Raw genomic sequence first — 475 nt, 5'->3', positions numbered from 1 at the left:
TTGGCCTTAAATCAGCTTGCACTTGACCTTCTCGATACCAACGTCGATAGGTACGCTTACTGAGGCCCGTTTCAGCACAAGCCTTATAAAGGCGAGCACCCTGGGTATACGCCTCTTGGATTAAGGCAATCAATGCGATGCGCTCAGGCAAGGGGGTTAGCTCTCCTCGCTGTCATCCCCCCAGAGCGCATTGAGCTTTTTTCTGAGCACCAGTAACGCAGCAGCTTCAGCCAGCGCTTTCTCCTTATAGCGCAATTCCCGTTGCAGCGATTTGATTTCGGCTTTGTCAGCCTTAGCCTGCTGTTTAATGGTTTTAGTTTGTACTTCTGAGGTTTGAAAACCAGCTAAACAATCCTGTTTCCACTGCTGTACTTGCTCGCGGAACAAGCCCTTTTCACGGCAATACTGGTTTATCTCCGCTTCCGACAGCGGCGCTGTTTCAATAATCACGGCAAGTTTTGCTTCAGCCGACCAA

1 pseudogene is annotated in these 475 nt (G+C 49.9%); it reads right to left on the bottom strand.

Going from position 1 to position 475, the window contains the following annotated elements:
* Positions 1 to 475 (bottom strand): annotated as a pseudogene (locus AAEZ03_RS25865) (transposase family protein); the annotation flags it as partial.

The sequence above is a fragment of the Pseudomonas sp. HY2-MNA-CIBAN-0224 genome, from assembly GCF_040310285.1.
GTDB classification, from domain to species: Bacteria; Pseudomonadota; Gammaproteobacteria; order Pseudomonadales; family Pseudomonadaceae; genus Aquipseudomonas; species Aquipseudomonas helleri.
The sequence above is the reverse complement of the archived record's forward strand: the minus strand, read 5'-3'. Positions and strand labels throughout refer to the sequence as shown.